Below are 18,398 nucleotides of genomic sequence, written 5' to 3'. Positions count from 1 at the left end.
TCGCCGGAATTCACCATCACATGAAGGGCACGTCATGGACATCAAGCTCGAACTGGTCGCCATTCCCGTCACCGACATCGACCGCGCCAAGGACTTCTACGTCCGCCTCGGATTCAATGCCGACCACGATCACACGGTCAGCGAAGACCTGCGATTCGTCCAGCTGACCCCTCCCGGTTCGGCCTGCTCGATCTGCATCGGCAAGGGAATCACCGACGCCGAGCCCGGCTCGGTCGTCGGCATGCAGGTAGTGGTCAAAGACATCGAAGAGGCCGAGCGCGAGTTCAAGAGCCGCGGCATCGACATCAGCCCGATCGACGACCAGGCCTGGGGGCGGTTCATCTACTTCGCCGACCCCGACGGGAACAAGTGGGCCGTCCAAGAGATCGTCATCCCGGACCTCAGCGGCAGCAGCTCCTGAAAACGTCCCACTCCTGACATGAAAAATCCCCCCACCTCTTTCGAAGTGGGGGGATTTCTACGAACTAACGCTTAGCGGTAGTCGTCACATGCGACTACCCGACTAGCGGTAGTCGTCACATGCGACTACCCGACTAGCGGTAGTCGTTGCTGAAGCCGTAGTCGTCCAGCGGAACTGCAGCACCGGTGTTCTGGCCGAAGCCGTCCGGGCTGTAGTACTGGTCGTCGTACGACGGCACTGCGTAAGCAGCGGCGCGTGCCTCTTCGGTGGGCTGAACCTGGATGTTGCGGTAACGGTTGATACCGGTACCGGCAGGGATCAGCTTGCCGATGATGACATTTTCCTTCAGACCGATCAGCTTGTCCGAGCGGCAGTTGATAGCCGCGTCGGTCAAGACACGAGTGGTCTCCTGGAACGATGCCGCGGACAGCCACGAATCCGTCGCGAGCGACGCCTTCGTGATACCCATGAGCACCGGACGGCCGGCTGCGGGCTCGCCACCCTCGGCGACAACGCGGCGGTTTGCCGACTCGAACTCGGCGCGCTCGGTGAGCGAACCGGGCAGGAACTCGGTGGCACCGGAATCGATGATCGTCACGCGACGAAGCATCTGGCGCACGATGACCTCGATGTGCTTGTCGTGGATCGACACACCCTGGCTCCGGTACACCTCCTGGACCTCGTTGACCAAGTGGATCTGAACCTGACGCGGACCCATGACTCGCAGGACCTCGTGGGGATCGGCAGCACCTTCCATGAGCTGCTGTCCGACCTCGACGTGGTCACCGTCAGCCAAGAGGCTTTCGCGACCGTCGGCGTGCTTGAAGACACGCAGACGCTGACGCTTGCTGAGCTTGTCGTAGACAACCTCTTCGCCGCCGTCGTCCGGAACGATGGTGATCTTGTAGAAACGATCGCCGTCTTCGAGCTGTACCCGACCGGTGACGTCCGCGATAGGAGCCTTGCCCTTGGGCACACGTGCCTCGAACAGCTCCTGGACACGCGGCAGACCGCCGGTGATGTCATCTCCTGCGACACCACCCTGGTGGAAGGTACGCATGGTCAGCTGGGTACCGGGCTCACCGATCGACTGTGCGGCGACGATACCGACAGCCTCACCGATGTCGACCAGCTTGCCGGTGGCCATCGAGCGGCCGTAGCAAGTGGCGCAAACGCCGGTGCCGGTGGTGCAGGTCAGGACCGAGCGGACCTTGACCGTCGTGATGCCGGCTTCGAGCAGAGCATCGATCGCGGGGTCACCGAGATCGTGGCCACGCTCGACGATGACGGTGCCGTTCGCGTCGACTGCATCGGCCGCCAAGGTACGGGCGTACGTGCTGGTCTCCACGTGAGCATCGCGGATCATCGTGCCGTCGGCCTGCTTCTCGGCGATCGTGGTGACGATGCCGCGCTCTGTTCCACAGTCGACCTCGCGGACGATGACGTCCTGCGAAACGTCCACCAGACGACGGGTCAGGTAACCCGAGTCGGCGGTGCGGAGTGCGGTATCGGCCAGACCCTTACGAGCACCGTGCGTGTTGATGAAGTACTCGAGAACGGTCAGGCCTTCCTTGAAGGAAGACTTGATCGGACGCGGGATGAACTCACCCTTCGGGTTTGTCACCAGGCCCTTCATACCGGCGAGCGAGCGAACCTGAGTCATGTTGCCGGCTGCGCCGGACTTCACGATCATCGGGATCGGGTTGCTGTCGGGGAAGTGAGCCTCCATGGCCTTGCCGACCTTGTCGGTCGCTTCCTGCCAAATGGTGACCAGAGCGCTGTTGCGCTCCTTCTTGTCCAGAGCACCACGCTGGTACTGCTTCTCGATCTTGTCGGCCTGAGCCTCGAAGTCCTCGATGATGGCAGGCTTCTCCGGCGGCACGAGCACGTCGGAGATCGAGACCGTGACACCCGAACGGGTGGCCCAGTAGAACCCGACGTCCTTGAGCTTGTCGACGGTCTGAGCAACCACGATCATCGGGTACCGCTCGGCGAGATCGTTGATGATCGTCGCCTGGCGCTTCTTCGGCATCTGCTCGTTGACGAACGGGTAGTCCGCCGGAAGCAGCTCGTTGAAGAGCACACGGCCGAGTGTCGTGGTGGCGGTCCAGCCGTCACCGTAGTTCCAGCCCTCGGGGAACAGTTCGTTCTCGAGGTCGCGCGGCGGACGCTGCTGCGTCAGACGCACCTTGATCTGAGCCTGAACCGAGAGCGCGCCGCGGTCGACTGCCATCTGAGCCTCGGCGGGCGAGGAGTACACGCCCTGCTCTGCCTCGTCGTTGGTCGGAGCAACGAGCTCACCGGTGACACCCTCGTCGAGACGGGTCAGGTGGAACAGACCCGTGACCATGTCCAGACGCGGCATGGCGAGCGGGCGACCCGAAGCAGGCGAGAGGATGTTGTTCGAGGACAGCATCAGGATGCGTGCCTCGGCCTGTGCCTCTGCCGACAGCGGGAGGTGAACAGCCATCTGGTCACCGTCGAAGTCGGCGTTGAAGGCCTCACACACCAGCGGGTGGAGCTGAATGGCCTTGCCCTCGACGAGCTGCGGCTCGAATGCCTGGATACCCAGACGGTGCAGCGTAGGTGCACGGTTGAGCAGCACGGGGTGCTCGGCGATGACCTCTTCGAGGACGTCCCACACCTGGACGCGCTTGCGCTCGACCATGCGCTTTGCCGACTTGATGTTCTGCGCGTGGTTCAGATCGACCAGACGCTTCATCACGAACGGCTTGAACAGCTCGAGAGCCATCAGCTTGGGCAGACCACACTGGTGCAGCTTGAGCTGAGGACCGACGACGATGACGGAACGACCCGAGTAGTCGACGCGCTTACCGAGCAGGTTCTGACGGAAGCGACCCTGCTTGCCCTTGAGCAGATCGCTCAGGGACTTCAGCGGGCGGTTACCCGGTCCGGTGACCGGACGTCCACGACGACCGTTGTCGAACAGGGCGTCGACCGACTCCTGCAGCATCCGCTTCTCGTTGTTGACGATGATCTCGGGAGCACCGAGGTCGATCAGTCGCTTGAGGCGGTTGTTGCGGTTGATGACGCGGCGGTACAGGTCGTTGAGGTCGGACGTCGCGAAACGTCCACCGTCGAGCTGAACCATCGGGCGAAGCTCCGGCGGGATCACCGGAACAGCGTTGAGGACCATGCCCATCGGCGAGTTGCCGTTGGTCTGGAATGCCGCAACCACCTTGAGGCGCTTGAGTGCACGCAGCTTCTTCTGGCCCTTGCCGCTGCGGATGGTCTCGCGGAGAGACTCTGCCTCGGCGTCGAGGTCGAAGTTCTGCATCAGGATCTGGATGGACTCTGCGCCCATCGCACCCGTGAAGTACTCGCCGTAACGGTCGACCAGCTCGCGGTACAGGAGCTCGTCGATGATGAGCTGCTTGACGCTCAGCTTGGTGAAGGTGGTCCAGATCTCGTCGAGACGATCCAGCTCACGCTGCGCGCGGTCACGGAGCTGACGCATTTCGCGCTCGCCGCCGTCCTTGACCTTGCGGCGGACATCGGACTTCGCGCCCTCTGCCTCGAGCTCGGCGATGTCGGCTTCGAGCTTCTGCGCACGTGCCTCGAGATCGGCGTCGCGCTGATCTGCGACGGTCTTCTTCTCGACCTGCATCTCGGCTTCGAGGGTGGACAGCTCGTTGTGACGGAGCTCCTCGTCGACACCGACGATGACGTAGGCAGCGAAGTAGATGATCTTTTCGAGATCCTTCGGAGCCAGGTCGAGCAGGTAACCGAGACGGCTCGGAACACCCTTGAAGTACCAGATGTGCGTGACCGGTGCGGCCAGTTCGATGTGACCCATGCGCTCACGACGAACCTTGGCGCGAGTGACCTCGACGCCACAGCGCTCACAGATGATGCCCTTGAAGCGGACACGCTTGTACTTACCGCAGTAGCACTCCCAGTCCCGAGTGGGGCCGAAGATCTTCTCGCAGAAGAGGCCGTCCTTCTCGGGCTTGAGCGTGCGGTAGTTGATGGTCTCCGGCTTCTTGACCTCGCCGTAGGACCAATTGCGGATGTCCTCTGCACTGGCCAAGCCAATGCGGAGTTCATCGAAGAAGTTGACGTCGAGCACGTAACTTCCTTTCCCCGTTGGGGTTACGGTTGCCGGTCACCCGGCAACCTGACTGCCAATTCAAATGTGAACTACGCCCCCGGGCCGCTCTTTCAAGAGCAACCCGGGGACCGAAACCTAGTTCGCGAGGTCGTCGACCGTCGCAGCTTCGTTCCTGGACAGGTTGATGCCCAGGTTCGCTGCGGCCCGCTCCAAGTCCTCGTCGTCGCCGTCCGCCATCGTGATGGCCGCGCCGTCCGAGGACAGCACCTCCACGTTGAGGCAGAGCGACTGGAGCTCCTTGAGGAGCACCTTGAACGACTCGGGGATGCCGGGTTCGGGGATGTTCTCGCCCTTGACGATGGCTTCGTACACCTTGACTCGACCGACCACGTCGTCAGACTTGATGGTCAGCAGTTCCTGCAGCGTGTAAGCCGCGCCGTAGGCCTGCATCGCCCAGCACTCCATCTCACCGAAGCGCTGGCCACCGAACTGGGCCTTACCACCGAGAGGCTGCTGCGTGATCATCGAGTACGGACCGGTCGAACGAGCGTGGATCTTGTCGTCGACCAAGTGGTGCAGCTTGATGATGTACATGTAACCGACCGAGACCGGGTACGGGAACGGCTCGCCGGAGCGGCCGTCGAACAAGGTGGCCTTTCCGTCGGGTCCGACCATCTGCTCGCCGTCACGGTTCGGCAGCGTCGCGCCGAGGAGACCGGTGAGCTCGTCTTCCTTCGCACCGTCGAACACCGGGGTGGCGATGTTCGAGTCGGCCGGAGCGGACAGCATCTCTTCCGGCAGGGTCGCAGCCCAGTCGGGACGAGAGCCGTCGGACGCGATCTGAACGTTCCAGCCGGTCTTGCCGATCCACCCGAGGTGGGTCTCCAAGACCTGACCGATGTTCATACGACGCGGGACGCCGTGCGTGTTCAAGATGATGTCGACAGGCGTGCCGTCCGAGAGGAACGGCATGTCTTCCTGCGGCAGGATCTTGCCGATGACGCCCTTGTTACCGTGGCGGCCGGCGAGCTTGTCGCCGTCCTGGATCTTGCGCTTCTGTGCCACGTAGACGCGGACCAGCTCGTTGACACCGGGAGGCAGATCGTCGTCTTCGTCACGCGAGAACACGCGGATTCCGATGACCTTGCCGGTCTCACCGTGAGGAACCTTGAGGGACGTGTCACGAACCTCGCGAGCCTTCTCACCGAAGATGGCGCGAAGGAGGCGCTCTTCGGGGGTCAGCTCGGTCTCGCCCTTCGGCGTGACCTTTCCGACCAGCACGTCGCCGTCACGAACCTCGGCACCGATACGGATGATGCCGCGCTCGTCGAGGTCGGCGAGGACCTCGTCGGAGACGTTCGGGATGTCGCGAGTGATTTCCTCGGCACCGAGCTTGGTGTCGCGGGCATCGATCTCGTGCTCCTCGATGTGAATCGAGGTCAGGACGTCCTCTTCCACGAGACGCTGCGACAGAATGATCGCGTCCTCGTAGTTGTGGCCTTCCCACGGCATGATCGCGACGAGCAAGTTCTTGCCCAGCGCCATCTCACCGTTCTCGGTGCAAGGACCGTCGGCCAGAACCTGGCCGGCCTCGACACGCTGTCCCTCGTCCACGATCGGACGCTGGTTGGCGCACGTGCCCTGGTTGGAACGCGCGAACTTGCGCATCCGGTACGTCTTGCGGCTTCCGTCGTCAGCCATCACCGTGACGTAGTCCGCGGAGATCTCCTCCACGACACCGGTCTTCTCGGTGATGATGACGTCGCCGGCATCCACAGCTGCACGCAGCTCCATGCCGGTACCGACGAGAGGTGCCTCGCTGCGAACCAGCGGGACAGCCTGACGCTGCATGTTCGCGCCCATCAGGGCACGGTTTGCATCGTCGTGCTCGAGGAACGGAATCATCGCGGTTGCGACGGACACCATCTGACGCGGCGAAACGTCCATGTAGTCGATGTCGGAGGACGCGACGAACTCGACCTCGCCACCCTTACGGCGGACGAGAATCTTCGAGTCGGTGAAGCGACCCTCGCGGTCGATGGCCGAGTTGGCCTGCGCGACTACGTGGCGGTCTTCTTCGTCAGCGGTCAGGTAGTCGACCTCGTCGGTCACCTGTCCGTCGACGACGCGACGGTACGGGGTCTCGATGAAACCGAACGGGTTGACGCGGGCGTAGACCGACAGCGAACCGATCAGGCCGATGTTCGGGCCTTCCGGGGTCTCGATCGGGCACATGCGGCCGTAGTGCGACGGGTGAACGTCGCGAACCTCGAGGCCGGCGCGCTCACGGGACAGACCACCCGGGCCGAGGGCGGACAGACGACGCTTGTGCGTCAGCCCCGACAGCGGGTTGTTCTGGTCCATGAACTGCGACAGCTGGGAGGTTCCGAAGAACTCCCTGATCGCAGCGACGACGGGACGGATGTTGATCAGCGTCTGAGGCGTGATTGCCTCGACGTCCTGTGTGGTCATGCGCTCACGAACCACACGCTCCATGCGGGACAGGCCCACGCGGATCTGGTTCTGGATGAGCTCGCCTACGGTACGCAGACGACGGTTGCCGAAGTGGTCGATGTCGTCGACCTCGACGGGAACCTCGACGCCGCCCGGAGCCGTCATCGAGGTGTCACCTGCGTGCAGACGCACGAGGTACTCGACGGTGGCGACGATGTCTTCTTCGGTGAGCGTGGATGCAACGATCGGCTGACCCGCGTTCAGGCCGAGCTTCTTGTTGATCTTGTAACGACCCACGCGAGCGAGGTCGTAGCGCTTGTCCTTGAAGAACAGGTTCTCCAGCAGGGTCTGCGCGCTCTCCTTGGTGGGGGGCTCGCCCGGACGCAGCTTGCGGTAGATGTCGAGCAACGCCTCATCGGTGCCGGCGGTGTTGTCCTTCTCCAGCGTGGCCATGAGGATCTCGGAGAAGCCGAAGCGCTCCGTGATCTGCTCGGTGGTCCAGCCGAGTGCCTTGAGCAGGACGGTGACAGGCTGACGACGCTTGCGGTCGATACGGACACCAACGGTGTCGCGCTTGTCGACGTCGAACTCGAGCCATGCGCCGCGACCCGGGATCACCTTGACGCTGTGCAGATCCTTCTCGGTGCTCTTGTCGACGCTCATGTCGAAGTACACACCGGGGGAACGCACGAGCTGCGAGACGACCACACGCTCGGTGCCGTTGATGATGAAGGTGCCCTTGTCGGTCATCATCGGGAAATCTCCCATGAAGACCGTCTGGCTCTTGATCTCACCAGTGTTGTTGTTGATGAACTCCGCGGTGACGAACAACGGCGCCGCGTAGGTCATGTCCTTGTCTTTGCACTCGTCCGTCGAGGCCTTGACCTCGTCGAATCGAGGGTCGGAGAAGGACAGCGACATAGTGCCGTTGAAATCCTCGATCGGAGAAAGCTCCGCGAGGATGTCCTCGAGACCACCGGACACTGCATTGTCGCCGAGTGCCGCTGCTCGTTCACGCCAACTCTGCGCGCCGATCAGCCACTCGAACGAATCTGTCTGTACGTCAAGAAGCCCGGGAACTTCGAGGGGTTCGCGAACTTTCGCGAACGAAACCCTCTTCGGGGCTCCGGGGATTCCGGAAACTGCCTTGGTCTGGCTAGAGACTGCCAAGATGCGTCCTTCCAGCACCTCACGCGGGCCGCTCCGTGCTGTTGCGACCGCCGCTGTATCTGCTTCGAATTTCGCTGGTTACAACCCGAACGAAACCCGTCGCAGAAAGCAAGAAGTACTTGACTTCGCAGCGGTTGAGACGAGGGGTGGACAGGAGGCAGCCAGCGCAACGTCCAAAAGTACACCCTTACTCTGGAAATGTCGAGTCGGGTGTAACTGAGGGTCGAATTCAGATACTGACGTGAGACTGCCGATCACTCGTCCGTGCATGTTCACCGATCAGAGTGGACCTTGCGGACCGCTCCGTCAAGGGCGAGAGCGCGTGTCGCAGCATTCGAACATTCGTGACGCGCATTCGAACACTGCCACCGGGAGTGTAGCCAGCAACGGCGTCACATACGAAAAATCTGGACCGACATCGTGCGTCGATCCAGATCTTCGCGCTGGTGCGCAGGTGCTACTGGTCGCGAATCTCCGAGCTACTGGTCGCGAATCTCCGAGCTACTGGTCGCGAATCTCCGAGATCAGCCAGTTTCCATCCTGCTTCTCCAGACTCACGATGACCATTCCGGAGCGAGAGTCTGCCGCCACGCCGTTCTGCGTCGAGCTGACGTTCAGTTGGGCGAGCAACTGTGCTCGGTCCTTCTCGAGCCGTGTGATCCCGATCAGCGGGACATCAGCGGTCGTTGCCGTCTGGGTTTGTTCGACGCCGGCCTTCTGCGTGTCCTTGTACTGCGTCAGCTGATCGCGCATCGACTGGTTCAAGCCCTGGACACCCTTGTCGAAATCGGCGTCGAACGTGTCGGGAGAAAACGTGAAGACTGCAGCCAACGCCGACGGCGTCACACGAAGAACTTCAGCCGTGGCGCCTTCGTCCACCCAGGCGATGTCGTCCGTCTTCGCGCCGACTTTGAAGAAGGCGATGCCGGCGAGGATCGCGACGATGACCGCTGCGGCCCCCAGGATCGCGACCAGGCGCCAACCGGCCTTGGATTGTGTAGGTGTTGTCGCCGACTCCCCCGCGCCCGTCTCCGGGGTAGCAGGGGCCTTGGGCTCGTCTGCGACGGTTTTCGCCGGTTTGGTCAGATCGGGGCCCGGTGTGGATTCCGGAGCGTCGGTTTCCGTCTTCGGCGGCTCGATGTCTCCGGACTCGGCCTTCGTGAGCGTCGGCTTCGCAACCTCCGGCTTCACAGCCTCCTGTGTTTCTTCTTCCGGCTGTTCGATCGTGGGCTCGACCGGATCCGAATCGGACGTCCCCGCGGGGACGTTGAGCGAGCGAGCGCTTCCCGCGATCTTCGGCCGACGGTTCTGCGGGGAGGACGGTCCGCCGGTACGACGTTTGGGTGGCATTACGCGCTTCTCCTTCGAGGGATGTCGGTGTGCAGGTTCGACGAACTACTGGCCACCGGAATCACCACCCTCGGTTGTCGGTGCGGGAGCACCGGAGGCAGGTGCCTCGGTCCCCGAACCGGGTGCGGGCGTTGCGTCAGGAGCAGGCGTGGAGCCGTCGGTGGCCGGCAGGGTGCCGGAGCCGAGATCGAGCCGAGAGCCGATCGGATCAGCCGACTGAGCCTTCCAGACCCCGTCGACCTCGACCATGCCCAGCCGCATGCCGAGCTGATTCTTGACGAACTGGTTGCCCTGGGTCGTGGTGACTCGAACGACGACCAGTGCCGTGGCGGTCCGGTCATCGGTATTGAGCTCGGTCAGCGCGGACTGAACGACTTCGGTGTCAGCCTTCGAGCCCGAGTTACGCAACTCGTCGGTGATGGAATCCTGAACGGTCTGCAGATACGTCGTCATCTCGTCACCGGTCACCGAAGAACGCATGTTCTCGATCGACTGGTCGAGATTGGCCGAATCCGCGTTGTTGAGGTTGATCGCGACTTGCTGCGCACCGATAAGCGCGTCGTCACGCATCTCGGCGGTGGTGCGGTCGGTGGTGAGCGCCCGAACGTACGGGACGCCGAACACACCGAGCACAACCACGGCCGCCAGAAGCAGGACACCGACCGCAATCAGAGACGCTGTCAGCCCCTTCGGTCTACCGGTTGTCGGCGCTCCCGATTCGACTTGCTCGGGCCCGCCGGACTGCGGGGAACTGTTTCTCTGAATCACACTCACTACCCTACTTACCTGTTTTGCCCAGCCTCTGGCCGCGAATCGTCAACTGCCACAACTCAGTAGCCTGAACTGCACAAACTCGACCACATTCGGATCGGTCTACTTCGGTGTCACTCCGAGCAACGGCGCCAACTGCGTCGCGATCGGGTTGAGGTTCAACTTGTCCGGATCGACCTTCGGCTTGAAGTCCCAAGGCTGGATCGTGTCGGGATCGGCGTACACCACGCGGTTGGCACTGCGGACGCCCGTCTCGCTGCCCAGCGGCGTCTCACACGACGCGGCGGTGTTGAGCGGGAAGTCCTGCTGGGTGTCTTCGAAATTGGGATTCTGACGCTTCATCTCGTCCAGGATCGCCATGGTGCCTTCGTAACCCACCGTGCACGAGAGCGGATTGTTGGTCTCCAGCACCAAGCCCTGATGGACCGTTCCGTCGCCGGGAGCAACCGTCGGTGCGGCAGCGGCCAGACCGGGAAGGAAGATCAGGAACGGCTGCAGCGCGATCGTTCGCGGCGCAAGCGTCTTGGTGGTCGCGGCAAGATTGGTCAGGTCAGTCGTCAGGCTCGGGCCCGCCTCGTTGATGAGAGCACCGATCTGATCGCTGGCCGGGATGCCGTTGTCGATCAAGCGACGGATGTCCGGATCACTGGTCCGCAACTGCGCCGTGACAGCATCGAGATCGGTACTGAACTGCTTGATCGCGGAGGACTGATCCGACTGCGTCGTCAATACCGTCTCACTGTTCCGAATCAGCGCGAGCGTCTGAGGCAGAGTGTCGAGCCCGGACTGCGAGAGGCCGGACAGCGAATCGGCCAGGACCTGAATGTCCTCGCCCTTGCCGTTGAACGCTGCACCGAGTTCGACGGCGACGGTGTGGAGCGCGTCGACGGGCACGGACTTGACCAAGCCGTTGGCACTGGTCAGCACATCCTCGATCGGGATCGGAGTTGTGGTGTCCCCCACCGCGATCACCGAGCCGTCCTCGAGAAACGGTCCCTGGTCGGTATCGGGCTGAAGGTCGACGTACTGCTCACCGATGGCGGAGCGGTTGGCCACGACGGCACGGGCCGACGCGGGAATCTCCGGAGCACTGTTGTCGATCTTCAGGTCGACCTGAATTCCGTCCTCGGTCAACGACATGTCGCCCACTCGCCCGACCGGCACGCCGCGATACGTCACCTCGGCGTTGGTGAAAATTCCACCGGACGTGGCCAATTCGGTCTTGACCGTGTACTGACCGAACCCCATGAGGTTGTCCAGGCGCACGTACTTGGCGCCGACGTAGATGAGACCCAGGAGCGCAACCACGACAAAGCCGACGAGCTGCCATCTGACCAGAGCTGATCTCACTGTCCATCACCGCCGATTCCGAACTGTTCCAGCATTCCCTGGATGGGGTTGAGTGGGTTCGCCGCGGGCGCCGGCGTTGCCGGGTCACCCGCTGTTGTGGCGGGAAGGCCGGCGACAACGGGAACCTGCGGCAGGATCGGAGCGATCGGCAGCAGTGACACTGTCGGCCACCCCGGTCGCGGCCCGTTGCCGTTGTAGTACGGGTTGGAGGGGTCGACCACCGGCTTGGGATTGCCGAACTTGGGCTGGCGGTATTCCGGTTCTCCCTGCCCGACACCGAGACCCGAGAGTGTATTGCCGATCTGCAGGTCGACACTCAGGAAGAGGTTGACGGAACCACCCTGTGCAATCTTCTCGACACCGTCCGGGAACGGGAACGTCGGAAGGAACGGAAGTGCCCCCACGAAGTCGTCACCGGAGTCTGCGAGCGCCTGCAGCGTCGGACGCAGAGCCTGAAGATCAGCGATCAGATCGTCCTTGGACTGTGTGAGGACGTCGGTTCCCACTGTTCCGAGTCGATCCACCTGAGCGAGCATCTGCGTCAGCTGCGGACGCTGCTCGTTGAGAACCTGTGTCGCAACGGGGAGTTCCTCGAGAATCTTCCCGATCTTCTCGTTCTGATCGTTGACGCGAGTCGAGAGCACATCCAGGCCGTCGAGGGCGCGTGTGATGTCGTCACGCTGCTCGTTGAGTCCACCGATGAGTGTGTTCGCCTGCTCCAGAAGACTTCTCGTCTTGCCTTCGCGACCGTCGAACGCGGCACCGAGTTCTTCGACGATGGGCTGCAACTGGCCCACACCGCCGCCGTTGAGCAGCAGCGACAATGCGCCGAGAACCTGCTCGATCTCCGTGGCGTGGCGAGTGCGATCCAGCGGAATGAGGTCACCGTCGGCCAGCTTCGCAGAGTCCGGTCCGGACGGCGGGGCCGACAGCTGGATGAACTTCTCGCCGAGCAGGTTGGTCTGCTCGACCGCGGCAATTGCGTTGGCGGGCAGATCAACCGACGAGTCGAGGATGATTCCGACGTCCGCGGTCCATCCGTCCGGTCCGACCGACACGTCGTCGACTCGACCGACGGGAACGCCGTCGACCTTCACAGCGGACTGCGGAACCAAGTCGAGCACGTCGTCGAACTGAATGGTCAAGTGCATCGGATCGGAACCCACATCAGGACCGCCGGGAAGCGGGACAGCGTAGATCCCCTCGGACGAGCAGGCGGTTGCCGAGATCAGGACGGCGCACAATCCGGCGCCGACTATCAACGAACGCTTCACTCGCCCTCCCCGTTTCCACTGGTCAGTCGCGGTGACACGACGCCGGGCACAGTGCCCGGAACTACCTGCATCTGTCGTTCGGAACCGGCAAGGATGCCGAAGGGAAGGTTCAGGCCTGCAGCCTGATTGGCTGCGTCGGTCATCGCTGCGACGTTTGCGCACTGGTCGATGGCCGGTTGCATCTGCCTTCCCAATGCCTCGAACCGCGGATCACCGGGCAACAGCTTGCCGAGGTCCATCAACTTGCAGAGCACGCCGGCCGGGTTCTGAAGATCAGGGAACGCCAGACGTGAAGCCAGCACACCTGATTCGGCGTCGTACGAGTTGACCAAGTTGGAGATCGCCAGCGGAAGCATGGTGAGCGTGTTGGCCAGTGCTTCCTTGTTGTTCGCCAATGTCTGTGTCGGTTCGACGAGACCTTCGGTTGTCTGGACCAGTTGATCGCGGTTGTCGGCCACGAACTTCGCGACGTCGCCGAGCGCAATCGAGAGCTGGTTCAGAGCGGCACCGAGATCGTCGCGCTCACCTGCCAGGAATCCGGTCAGGTCCGACAACTGCGTGTTGAACTGGCGCACCTGCTGATCGTTGGCCGCGAGAGCGCCCACAAAAGTATCCAGGTTCTTGATGGTGAGCGAGATGTTGTCACGCGAATCGTTGAGCGTCCGTGCGGCATCCGAGAGGTTGGTGATGCTGTCTCCCAACGCTTCACCGTTGCCCTCGAGGTTGGCCGCACCTGTCTCGACGAAATCGGACAGTGCTCCGTTCTTGTTGGCACCTTCAGGACCGAGAGCCGACGCGAGTTCGTCGATGCTGGAGTACAACTGGTCGACCTCGACAGGCGTCGCCGTCTTCTCGATCGGAATTACTGCACCGCTGGCCATCTTGTCGCCGCCGGTGAAGACCGGTGTCAGCTGGATGTAGCGGTCGGCAACCACCGACGGCGTGATCTGAGCGGCACTGGCACCCGCGGGAATGTCGATCCCACGATCGACACGCAGCTCGACCTTGACCTGATCTCCCTGGGGTTCGACGGATTCGACGGTGCCGACCTTGACACCGAGAACACGAACGTCGGAACCGTCATAGATACCCACCGACTTGTCGAAGTAGGCGGTGATCTTGGTGGTACCGGCGCGAGTGAACACCCACCACAGCGCACCACCGATTACGAGTAACCCGATCAGAACAGCGGCGATGATCGCGACCGAGCGCTTCTTGGAGCCGCTTCCGGCTTCGGCAGTATCAGCCATCAGTTGCCTCCCAACGTACGAACGGGGTCACGGTAGCCCGGAATGTCCGGCAGACCCGGCGGAAGAAGGTTCACGACGACCTGGTCGAACCAACGGCCGTTGCCGACCACGTTGGCGTACAAGCGAATGAAGGGTTCGTAGAGCTTCAGTGCCTTGTCCAAGTTCTCGTTGTTGGCCTTCAAGATGTCGATGACGCCGTTGAGCTGCGTCAGCGCCGGCCCGATTGCCGCCTCGTTGTCACGAACGAGACCGGTGAGCTGCTGAGAGACGCGCTGAGTTCCGGTGAGCAGCTGCGAAATCGCTTGCTGGCGATTGTTGAGTTCCTGCACCAAAAGTCCGCCGTCACGGATCAGCTGGGTGAATTCCTTGTTGCGGTCAGCAAGAATCTGCGACGTCTTCCCGGTGGCGGCGAAGAGCTTCTGCAAGTCCTGATCGCGGCTCGCGATCGTCTGCGACAGCCGACTGACGCCGTCGAGCGAAGCGCGGACATCGCCAGGTGTCTCGGAGAATGCCTGGGACAACGTCTCCATGCTCTTCGCCAACTGGTCGGTGTCGATGTCGCCGACGGTGTCCGCCGCGGCCGAGAAGGCCTGAACGACGTCGTACGGAGAGGTGGTGCGCTCGAGCGGAATCCGATCCTTGGGATCGAGGTTGTCGGTTCCGCGCGGATCTAGGGCGAGGTACTTCTGTCCCAGAATGGTCTTGATCTGAATGGACGCAGAGGTTTGATCTCCCACCCACGCGTCACTGACCTTGAAGTCGACGAGAACACGGTCACCGTCGAGATCGACGGAAGTGACCTTGCCGACCTTCACGCCGGCGATACGAACCTCGTTACCAGGCTTGAGACCCGCGGCTTCGGAGAACTCGGCGGAATAGGACGAGCCTGCTCCCACGAACGGAAGCGAATCGAGGAAGAACGCGGACAAAGTGGCCAGCAGCACCACGAAGATACCGATGGCTCCGGCCATTGCCGGACTGCGACGTTTACTCATCGACCTTGCAACTCCCTCATACCGTCTTGAGTGCATCGCGTGGCCGCGTTGGTGTAAATCGGCTGATTGACCGTCGGCAGGCCGGTGGGCAGATTCAGCGACGCAGACTGTCCTGGACCGGCAACGATGTCGATTCCGCACAGATAGAACTGGAACCAGGAACCGTAGCTCGCTACGCGTGCGAGCTTCTCGAGCTTGACCGGCAAGGTCTCGAGCACCGCGTTGACGTCGTCACTCCGACGATTGAGTGTGGTCGCCAGCGTGTTGAGTGCCGTGATCGAGCCCTGAATCGACGGCCGCGTCGGCTCGAGCAGGTCTGCCGTCGCGTCGGTCAGGCCGGCGAGTGAGGTGACGGCCGAACCGACCACCCCACGCTCGTTGGCCAACCCGGTGACGAGTTGCTGGGTGTTGACGATAAGTGAATCGAGGTTCTTGTCGTTCGCGTTGACGGTGTCGAGAACGTCGTTGAGGTTCTTGATCACCGCGCCGATGACCGCGTCCTTGTCCGCGACGGTGTTGGTCAGGCTCGCGGTGTTGCGCACGAGCTCACTGATGGTGCCCGATTCGCCTTGGAAGACCTGGATGATCTGGTACGACAGCTTGTTGACGTCGTCCGCGCTCAGGGTGGTGAACAGCGGCTTGAAGCCGTTGAAGAGTGTCGTGAGGTTGACTGCCGGGCGCGTCTGAGACAGCGGCAGGGTATCGCCGCCGGTGATCTTCTTGCCTTGGCTGCCTTCACCTTGCGAGAGCGAGATGTACCGCTGCCCCACCAGGTTGCGGAACCGGATGGTGGCGATGGAACTGGCCGGCAACCAATCACGGTCGGACACCGAGAACTGGACCTCGGCCTGGTTGTCGTTGACGATGGCAATCTTCTCGACCTGGCCGACACGAACACCGGCAATGCGGACCTCGTCGCCCTCGTTCAACGAAGTGACGTCGGAGAAGACGGCGTTGAACTTGGTGCCGCCACCGCCGCCGAGGTTGGCGATACTGGCTGCCAGCAGTCCTGTCGCCAGGACCGTCACCACAACGAAGATGATGAGCTTTGTCAGCGGAGCTGCGAGTCCTCTCATTGGACGCTCACCTCCGCACCTGCGAATGCCGGAGCGCTGACCATCGTGGTCCACGCCGGAACATCGTCCGGCGCAACACCGTTGGCCTGTCCGTAGATCACCTTCAACGTATCCTCTTCGAGTTTCGAGCCCGCGTAGCCGGCCTGCTGAGCCGGACCGCTGTTGTTGGTCGAGAACAACTGAGGTCCGGAGCCCTCGGGTGCAGGCAGGAATTCCATGGTGGCGGGACCTGGATTGCGGGAAGGAACCTGGTAGGAACCGTCACCGTACGAACCGCCGGGGTACTGCGGGAACGGACGACCGGGCTCGGTGACGTTGTCGTAGCAAACCGGGCCGCGGTTGTCGACGAGCCGTGGCTCGTCCTGGTTGGGCAGGTAGCGACCCTTGGGGTTCACGATCTGAATACTCGCACGCACACCAGGATTGGGCGCGTCGGTGGACAGGATCTTGGCAGCTTCCGGAGCGGTGTCCGAGAAGCCCTTGAACGTGCACCCGAAGGTCGGAGAGTACTGGGCCAGAAGCTGGAGAGCTTCCTTCGAATCCGCAGCGAGCGTGATGATCGAGGACGAGTTCGCTTCGAGGAAGGCTGCGGTGTCAGACGATGTCACGGTGAGCGACGCCAGCAGTGTCCGCAACTGGTCCTGCTTCTGCACCACCGTGTTACCCGTGGTCCGCAGATTGTCGAGAGCGTTGATCAGATCGGGCGCAGCGTCCGAGTACGTCTGGGAGAAGTCCGCGAACTTGCGCAGATCCTCTTGCACCGCGGGCAGTTCGGTATTGACGCCGCGGAAGATCTCCTCGAGACGATCGACCGTCAGACCGAGCTCGGCGCCGCGTCCCGTCAGACCCTGCGCGAGAGAACCGAGAGTGTTCGCCAGATCCTGCGGCGGAATCGCCTGCAGAAGTGGGAGCAGTCCGTCCAGAACGTCGCCGACCTCGACAGCATTGCCGCTCTTGTCCTGGTGGATCACCGTTCCCGCGGAAATCGGGGTCGCGGTGGTTCCCTCCGGAATGATCAGGGAGACGTAGCGCTCACCGAAAAGCGTCTTCGGGAGCAGACGCGCCGTGACGTTGGACGGAATGAGATCAGCCTTGTCCGGCTCGATCGCGAGGACCGAGGTGACCTGGCCGTCTTTCGTCGACGCGGATCGCACCTCGCCGACCAGCAGCCCACGGACCTTGACGTCCGCGTTGGGTGGCAACGCATTTCCGACTGTGTCGGTCACGAGGTCGATCTTCACGACGTCCTTGAACGTCTTGTTGAAGGTTCCGATGGTGAAGGCCAGGAACAATGCCAACACTACGAAGAACACGAGTCCGAGCACACGGCGGCGCAGGACTGACGGAGCCTCGATCATCCGGCCACCCTCACTGTCGTCGTGGTGCCCCAGATTGCGAGGCTGAGGAAGAAGTCGAGAACGGCGATCGTCACGATTGCGGCGCGAACAGCGCGGCCGACGGCCACGCCGACACCTGCGGGACCACCTGAGGCATGGAACCCGTAGTAGCAGTGGATCAGGATCAGCACGAAGGCGAATACCAGGACTTTCGCAAACGAATACAGCACGTCCTGCGGTGGCAGGAACAGGTTGAAGTAGTGGTCGTAGGAACCCGTCGACTGCCCGTTGAAGACCGTGCTGATCACTCTCGAGGCGAGGTACGCCGCAAGCAGACCCACGATGTACAGCGGGATGACGGCGACGAAGCCGGCGATCATGCGCGTCGTGACCAGGAACGGCACCGACGGAACTGCCATGACCTCGAGCGCGTCGATCTCTTCGGAGATACGCATGGCACCGAGTTGGGCGGTGAAGCCACAACCAACCGTGGCCGAGAGCGCAAGAGCCGCAACGATCGGAGCGATCTCACGGGTGTTGACGTATGCGGAGAGGAAGCCGGTCAGGACCGAGCTACCCAACTGCTCCAGAGCGGCGAAGCCCTGGAGGCCGACGACGACACCGGTGAATCCGGACATCATCGCGATGACGCCGATGGTTCCGCCGATCACTGCGAGCGCACCGCTACCGAAGGTCACTTCGGCGAGTAGTCGAAGCGTCTCCTTCCGATACCGATGCAGGGTGCGCGGGGTCCACGCGATGGCGCGCGCGTAGAACGACATCTGCTCGCCCGCGCGGTCCAACGCGTTCACTGGAATTCTGGCTACTTTGCGACTCTTCAGCAGGAACTGATCGCCGCGGCCTCGTGCGATGGTCAT

Annotated in this window: 12 protein-coding genes; 1 reads left to right on the top strand and 11 read right to left on the bottom strand. The window is 62.4% G+C overall.

Features of this window, described 5'->3' with window-relative positions; translation table 11 throughout:
* Nucleotides 1-34 precede the first annotated feature (34 nt).
* Entirely contained in the window at nucleotides 35-421 is a 387-nt protein-coding gene (locus ACVZUB_RS08655; protein WP_042921033.1) for a glyoxalase superfamily protein, read from the top strand.
* Nucleotides 422-554: 133 nt separating this feature from the next.
* Here the strand turns inward: ACVZUB_RS08655 and ACVZUB_RS08650 are convergent, their stop codons facing one another.
* From ACVZUB_RS08650 to ACVZUB_RS08600, 11 genes are all read right to left on the bottom strand, one after another.
* On the bottom strand, nucleotides 555-4,511 hold the full coding sequence (locus ACVZUB_RS08650) for a DNA-directed RNA polymerase subunit beta' (RefSeq protein WP_003941914.1): 3,957 nt from the start codon (nucleotides 4,509-4,511) through the stop codon (nucleotides 555-557).
* Nucleotides 4,512-4,628: 117 nt separating this feature from the next.
* The gene (gene rpoB, locus ACVZUB_RS08645) at nucleotides 4,629-8,135 is read right to left on the bottom strand and encodes a DNA-directed RNA polymerase subunit beta (protein ID WP_003942068.1); all 3,507 of its coding nucleotides are present in this window, start codon (nucleotides 8,133-8,135) and stop codon (nucleotides 4,629-4,631) included.
* A 483-nt stretch (nucleotides 8,136-8,618) separates the two neighbouring features.
* Nucleotides 8,619-9,467 carry a superantigen-like protein SSL4 gene (locus ACVZUB_RS08640; RefSeq protein ID WP_003941846.1) on the bottom strand — a complete coding sequence of 283 codons (849 nt, stop codon included), beginning with the start codon at nucleotides 9,465-9,467 and terminating at the stop codon, nucleotides 8,619-8,621.
* Nucleotides 9,468-9,512: 45 nt separating this feature from the next.
* Nucleotides 9,513-10,241 carry a hypothetical protein gene (locus ACVZUB_RS08635; protein WP_204856321.1) on the bottom strand — a complete coding sequence of 243 codons (729 nt, stop codon included), beginning with the start codon at nucleotides 10,239-10,241 and terminating at the stop codon, nucleotides 9,513-9,515.
* A gap of 99 nt (nucleotides 10,242-10,340) precedes the next feature.
* Entirely contained in the window at nucleotides 10,341-11,588 is a 1,248-nt protein-coding gene (locus tag ACVZUB_RS08630; RefSeq protein WP_482628292.1) for an MCE family protein, read from the bottom strand.
* A complete protein-coding gene (locus ACVZUB_RS08625) occupies nucleotides 11,585-12,862 on the bottom strand; it encodes an MCE family protein (RefSeq protein WP_003941859.1) in 1,278 nt (425 codons plus the stop codon). The genes ACVZUB_RS08630 and ACVZUB_RS08625 overlap by 4 nt, the downstream gene beginning before the upstream one ends.
* On the bottom strand, nucleotides 12,859-14,112 hold the full coding sequence (locus tag ACVZUB_RS08620; protein WP_003941941.1) for an MCE family protein: 1,254 nt from the start codon (nucleotides 14,110-14,112) through the stop codon (nucleotides 12,859-12,861). The genes ACVZUB_RS08625 and ACVZUB_RS08620 overlap by 4 nt, the downstream gene beginning before the upstream one ends.
* Nucleotides 14,112-15,107 (bottom strand): MCE family protein, encoded by a 996-nt coding sequence (locus tag ACVZUB_RS08615; RefSeq protein ID WP_003942053.1) that lies wholly within the window; start codon nucleotides 15,105-15,107, stop codon nucleotides 14,112-14,114. Before ACVZUB_RS08615 ends, ACVZUB_RS08620 begins: the two co-directional genes overlap by 1 nt.
* The gene (locus ACVZUB_RS08610; protein ID WP_003941932.1) at nucleotides 15,104-16,183 is read right to left on the bottom strand and encodes an MCE family protein; all 1,080 of its coding nucleotides are present in this window, start codon (nucleotides 16,181-16,183) and stop codon (nucleotides 15,104-15,106) included. The genes ACVZUB_RS08615 and ACVZUB_RS08610 overlap by 4 nt, the downstream gene beginning before the upstream one ends.
* Complete coding sequence (locus ACVZUB_RS08605) at nucleotides 16,180-17,541, bottom strand: MCE family protein (RefSeq protein ID WP_003942007.1); 1,362 nt, start codon at nucleotides 17,539-17,541, stop codon at nucleotides 16,180-16,182. Before ACVZUB_RS08605 ends, ACVZUB_RS08610 begins: the two co-directional genes overlap by 4 nt.
* Nucleotides 17,538-18,398 carry an MlaE family ABC transporter permease gene (locus ACVZUB_RS08600; RefSeq protein ID WP_003941894.1) on the bottom strand — a complete coding sequence of 287 codons (861 nt, stop codon included), beginning with the start codon at nucleotides 18,396-18,398 and terminating at the stop codon, nucleotides 17,538-17,540. Before ACVZUB_RS08600 ends, ACVZUB_RS08605 begins: the two co-directional genes overlap by 4 nt.

This window comes from Rhodococcus sp. OS5, assembly GCF_056837585.1.
Note: the sequence above shows the minus strand (reverse complement) of the source record. Positions and strands in the feature narration are given on the sequence as shown.